Origin of the sequence: uncultured Campylobacter sp. (assembly GCF_937949835.1) — a bacterium.
In the GTDB taxonomy this organism is placed as follows: domain Bacteria; phylum Campylobacterota; class Campylobacteria; order Campylobacterales; family Campylobacteraceae; genus Campylobacter_B.
In genome coordinates this window covers 1-5,056 of sequence record NZ_CALEDC010000406.1, presented here as the reverse complement: position 1 = coordinate 5,056, position 5,056 = coordinate 1, and the positions used below count along the sequence as shown (strand labels likewise).

Annotated in this window: 7 protein-coding genes; 3 read left to right on the top strand and 4 right to left on the bottom strand. The window is 42.9% G+C overall.

Annotated features, from left to right (window positions below; translation table 11 throughout):
* Positions 1-111: 111 nt before the first annotated feature.
* From Q0256_RS09200 to Q0256_RS09190, 3 genes are all read right to left on the bottom strand, one after another.
* Positions 112-315, bottom strand: coding sequence for a hypothetical protein (locus Q0256_RS09200; protein WP_005869903.1), 204 nt, complete (start codon positions 313-315; stop codon positions 112-114).
* Between the two features lie 73 nt (positions 316-388).
* A complete protein-coding gene (locus Q0256_RS09195) occupies positions 389-1,129 on the bottom strand; it encodes an EI24 domain-containing protein (protein WP_297962401.1) in 741 nt (246 codons plus the stop codon).
* 423 nt (positions 1,130-1,552) lie between these two features.
* Positions 1,553-2,242 (bottom strand): dUTP diphosphatase, encoded by a 690-nt coding sequence (locus Q0256_RS09190; protein WP_297962400.1) that lies wholly within the window; start codon positions 2,240-2,242, stop codon positions 1,553-1,555.
* 80 nt (positions 2,243-2,322) lie between these two features.
* Here Q0256_RS09190 and Q0256_RS09185 point away from each other — a divergent pair, with 80 nt between their 5' ends.
* A complete protein-coding gene (locus tag Q0256_RS09185; protein WP_177386822.1) occupies positions 2,323-2,736 on the top strand; it encodes a hypothetical protein in 414 nt (137 codons plus the stop codon).
* 322 nt (positions 2,737-3,058) lie between these two features.
* Here Q0256_RS09185 and Q0256_RS09180 read toward each other — a convergent pair whose 3' ends face one another.
* Positions 3,059-3,268 carry a 4-oxalocrotonate tautomerase family protein gene (locus Q0256_RS09180; RefSeq protein WP_297962398.1) on the bottom strand — a complete coding sequence of 70 codons (210 nt, stop codon included), beginning with the start codon at positions 3,266-3,268 and terminating at the stop codon, positions 3,059-3,061.
* 106 nt (positions 3,269-3,374) lie between these two features.
* Here Q0256_RS09180 and luxS point away from each other — a divergent pair, with 106 nt between their 5' ends.
* The gene (gene luxS, locus Q0256_RS09175; RefSeq protein ID WP_297901981.1) at positions 3,375-3,878 is read left to right on the top strand and encodes an S-ribosylhomocysteine lyase; all 504 of its coding nucleotides are present in this window, start codon (positions 3,375-3,377) and stop codon (positions 3,876-3,878) included.
* A gap of 587 nt (positions 3,879-4,465) precedes the next feature.
* On the top strand, positions 4,466-4,804 hold the full coding sequence (locus Q0256_RS09170) for a cupin domain-containing protein (protein ID WP_297916218.1): 339 nt from the start codon (positions 4,466-4,468) through the stop codon (positions 4,802-4,804).
* Positions 4,805-5,056: the final 252 nt, after the last annotated feature.

Here is a 5,056-nt window from a genome sequence, read left to right as displayed (position 1 = left end):
GAATTTTAGAATTTTAGAATTTTAGAATTTTAGAATTTTAGAATTTTAGAATTTTGCGGCGCGAAAATTTACAAGCAAATTAAAACGCGCCGCAGCAAGTGGTGCTAGCAGCTAGTTTGCAGCGTCTTGAAGCTCTTCTTCGATCTCGGAGTTGCTTTTTACAACCATGCCTGAGCCGTGGATGACGCTAGGCATGCAGGATGTGCAGATATGCACCGTCTCGCCGTTTTTATGCGCCTTGATAAAGACTGCATTTTCATCGTCGCTACTTTTTAGCGAACAAATATTGCAAATGTAAATATCACCTGATTTCATAGAAATCCTTTCTTAAAAAATTTTGCACTATTTTATGAAAATTTCAAAATTTTTCATTGATTTTAGTTAATCTTTAGCGATTTTTATTGCGGGCGCTTTCGTCTATCAGCACTACGTGCGTCAAAAAGATGATGAAAAATAGCTGGAAAAATAATCCTACCAGCGGGATCAAACACAGCAGATAAAAAATAAAAGCGCTTAGGGCAAATTTATATCCGCCACCCATTTTATAAGAGCGCTCGAAGCTTTTCGCGCTTAACGCGTTTGAAGCGACGTCGATTAGAACCAGCTTGTAATAGATATAAAAAAACGGCACGTTGATTATGAATAAATTTATTACCGGTACGAACAAAAGCACCGAACAGATAAATAAGATCGCTAAAAATTTTAAAATTTCAACGCTCATCAGCTTCAGTACTCGCGCCATGCTCGCTTCATCCGCGCGACTTAGGCGGTAGTGGCGTGCGTTGATCTCTTTAGTGACTGCGGGCGTCAGAAATCCTGCTATGATAAGCGCACAAAACACGCTAAGCATCAGTACCGCAAAGCTGGCAAACACCGAAAAAATCGCGCCGATAATCCACTTCGTAGCAGCGAAGCTTAGAATTTTTGCAATTACCGGGAAGCGCTGTTCGTCCAAGAAGCTAAAATCGCCGCTTTGCGCGCCCTGCGAAAGCGCGTCAAAAAGCTCTTTGCCGCCGAAAAATGCGAGCGTGCCCAAGATTATAAGCGAGCACATAAGCGGCAATAGCGAGAGCAAAATAAACTTGCGCGTAAAAAAGTCCTGCTTTGCCAAATTAAAAATTCTACCCATGTATGCTCCTATTTGCGTTATTTTAGCGACTTTTGCGACGGAATTTGAGCTGAGTAATTTGGCTGTCGCACGAAACGCGCCTCATCAATCCGCTCGCTTGGCTCATTCGCTTTTTTAACCGGCTCATCTCGCTTTATAATACGAAATTTTATGCTTTGATTGCTCGCCCACCCGCGTTTAATCTACTCATTTATAGTGCGTAAAAAAGAGGCCAGATCTAGCTATGTTTTTGCCTGTTGCGAATATTTATTTGCTTACTACGCAGAATTTTTGCCTCTTATAAATAAGCTGACATTGCGTAAAATTTCAGGCACAAAATTGCAGAATTTCAAATCAAAGCCCTTTTTTAAAATTTGCCTGCCGAAATTTTATAGATGGAATTTTAAAATTTTAAAGATAAATTTTGCAAGCAAACCCACGACTTCACTTCGTCGCGTCGTAGATCTTTTGCAATTGCTCGTAAATTTCGTTTGCGCTTACTGTGCCTTTTGATAGCACCTCGATTAGCACCTCGTTATCTTCAAGGTCTCCCCAGATTTTGCGGTAGCTGCCCTCTTTATAACCATTATTTTGGCGGAATTTATTTAGCACGTTTTTGCCGATATATTTGGCAAAAAGTATGTCTAAGCTCACGCCACATTTAATCGCCACGCGGAAAAAATCGGTCAGTAGCTCGCCGATTTGCAGCTCAAATCCGCTTGTTTCGTGGATTATGAGCTCAATGTCGTTTACGATTTCGTAGATGCTGTATTCGCGCACGTCGTAGGCGTAGGAGCTAAACTCCGCAAATCCGCTTACTGCCGTGACGTCGCTTACGATGTGATCGATGTTTTTGCTGCCGTAATATTGCTCTAAAATATAGCTCATCACGAAGTGCCAAATATCAACGATCTCGATGACGATATTATTCACGTCCGGCGCTGCAGAGATATTTTTCCAATGCTTCCACGCAAAGCTATCGATGAGCTCTGCGCATTCCATGTAAATGCAGCGCTTCCAGTTGATAAGTTTGCCGTTTTTTGTATAGCCGTCCTCCCAGCCCACGCCATTTGTTTCGTCGTTTAGGGCTTGCTGCATCAAAAACATCTCTTTTACTTTTTTATAATTTTCCATAAAAATTCTCCTAATTTTGGCTCGCGATTATAGCTAATAAAAGAAAATCATTGTATAATTTAGCAAAAAGGAGGCTTAAAATGTGTGCCGCTCAGGATAAATTCGACGAGTTTTTAGGCAGGATGAAACTCCTATCTCTCGGAGTTTTGCGCAATAATCTGCCATATTGCTGCAGTGCATTTTATGCCTACGATCCGCAAAATAAGGAGCTCATCATCGCAAGTGCGAGCGACTCCGAGCATATCAAAGCAGTCTTTGCCAACCGCGGAGTTGCGGCTACGGTCGCACTGGATACGAAATTTGTAGGTAGGATCAAAGGCGTGCAGATTTGCGGCCATATCCGTAGCGCGGATGAGCGCGAAACCTCGCTATATCTTAAGCGCTTCCCGTTTGCGCGCGCAATGGAGACTGATTTTTTTACGATTAGAATCGATTGGATGAAAATGACCGATAATACTCTAACTTTCGGCAAAAAGCTAATTTGGGAGCGCTAGCTCGCTAAGAAATCGTCTATTTATTTTTACGAAATTTTAAACTTTGCGAGGATTAAATTTTATCTAGTAAAATTTTGCAATTTGCATAAAATTCTATCTTGTCGGTTTTTTCAAAGAATTTCACCATTAGATCCGCTTTAAAATTTCCGCTCGGTTGGTTTTTGGAATTTTACAGCGTGGAATTTAGCGTAAAATTTCATCTTACAAGCTGGGATTGTCACAAATTTTATTCCCTTGGAAGCGGAGCCTGGCGCGTAGAATTTTGCTTGAAAATTTTAAAATTCTAAAATTTAACTTTTCAAATTTAGCCTGGCGCGCGAGCTTAGCTCTGCCGCTTTCTGATTTCGCTTACTAGCTGTCCGCCGATCGCATAGTCGTCAGTGGATATTTCATCTATCGTAACGACCGTAGTTTTCTCGCCCCTGCCTAGCACGGCTACCAGGGCATCGGTTAGGTCTTTTACGAGCCTTGCTTTTTGTTTGCGACTTAAGCCGTCGCGCTCTTTGGTGATTTTAACGTTTATGTAGGGCATTAATTTTCCTAAAAATAAGCGTAATTGTAGCCAAAATTTTGTCTGTGCGCCTGAAAGTGCGGAATTTTATGTTAAAATCGCCATGAACTGAATTTAAGGAGAAAATATGCCATTGTTAGATAGTTTTAAGGTCGATCATACCCGCATGAATGCCCCGGGCGTGCGGCTCGCAAAGAGCATGCGCACCAAAAGCGGCGATAAGATTAGCGTCTATGATCTGCGGTTTTGCCGCCCGAATTTAGAGATCATGAGCGAGCGCGGCACTCACACGCTGGAGCATCTTTTCGCGGGCTTCATGCGCGAGCATCTAAATAGCGCGGACGTCGAGATTATCGACATCTCGCCGATGGGGTGCCGCACGGGCTTTTATATGAGCGTGATCGGAGCGCCTAGCGAGAGCGCCGTCGCGGCGGCGTGGAGCGCGAGTATGAAGGATATTTTGGGCGTGGGCTCTCAAGCGGACATCCCCGAGCTGAATAAATTTCAGTGCGGCACCTTCGCGATGCACTCGCTAGCAGAAGCTAAACAGATCGCGCAAAATGTGCTAAATAAGGGTATCGGCGTGATCAAAAACGACGAGATCGCGCTGGATCCAAGCAAGATAAAATAGTTTTGAAATTTAAGAGATAGCGCAAAATTCTAACGCTATCTCTTTGAACGCCCGCTCGGCTCGTGATCAGTATGTTACGCGCTATAAAAACATTATCGTAAAATATGCAAAAATTCGAGGCACAAAATGCGTATTTGCTAAAACAAGCCGGAGGTAGTAGCATCTATTTATAAGCCGATTTAGCTTTATAAACCGACTTGGAGCTTGCCGTAAAGTCTGCGTCACGCGAGGTTTTTGATAAAAGCTACGATTTGGCTTTAATCTGGGTGGCAAAAGCGCGCAAGCAAAGCTTATATCAAATTTAATAAATTTATCTAGCAGAGCAGCTTTAAATTTAGAAGAATTTTTAAAATTCCGTCTTAAATTAAAGCCGAAATTCTATCCGCAAATACCCTGCTTATGCGTTTCTTGCTTTTAGATGCAATCTTCAATCCTCCAAAAAAATCGCACAGTAAAATGTGAATTTAAAATTTTTATTTAAGGTTGCGTTGCGAGTTTGGCGCTTGAAATTTCACTTTCGCTGCACGAAAAGAATGCTAAAATTCCGCCGAAACCGCACCGGATGCGGTGAACTTAAAGGAGAGAAAATGCAAAGAATTTTTCATATAAAAGATGCTATTTGTAGCGACGAGCGAGCCGTAAAAACGACATTTTTTACTACGGAGGCCACTTGCGGCGCGGTTTGGATCGTCAAACGCGGCCAGGTCGTAGCGCCGCATATTCACCCAGACGGAGATGACGTATGGATCTGCTTAAGCGGACGCGGCGTGTTTTATCCGAGCAAGGGCGAGGAGGTGCCGATCTGTGCGGGCGATCTAATCATTTCCAAAAGCGGAGAGTGCCACGGTATGAAAAATACGGGCGGTGAGGATTTTGTGTTTGCAAGCGTTACGGCGCCGATTCCGTGCGGCTACGAAGCGCTTTGAATTAAAATTTGCCAGAGATTTTGTGGTATTCGTAAAATAAATTAGCGCCGCAAAGAGTTGAATCAGAATTTGTCCGTAGCGTTAAATTTCATAAATTTAGCCGCGCTTTTGTACAATTTCAAGTGCCGCGCAATCTGCGGCGAGATTAAATTTGAGGCAAAAGATGTATGAAGATTTTACGCAAGAGCCAAAGGATGAGCTCGCGCAAAAGAAGCGCAAAGATAGGGCGCGCAAGGTAGAAGCAGATCGTAA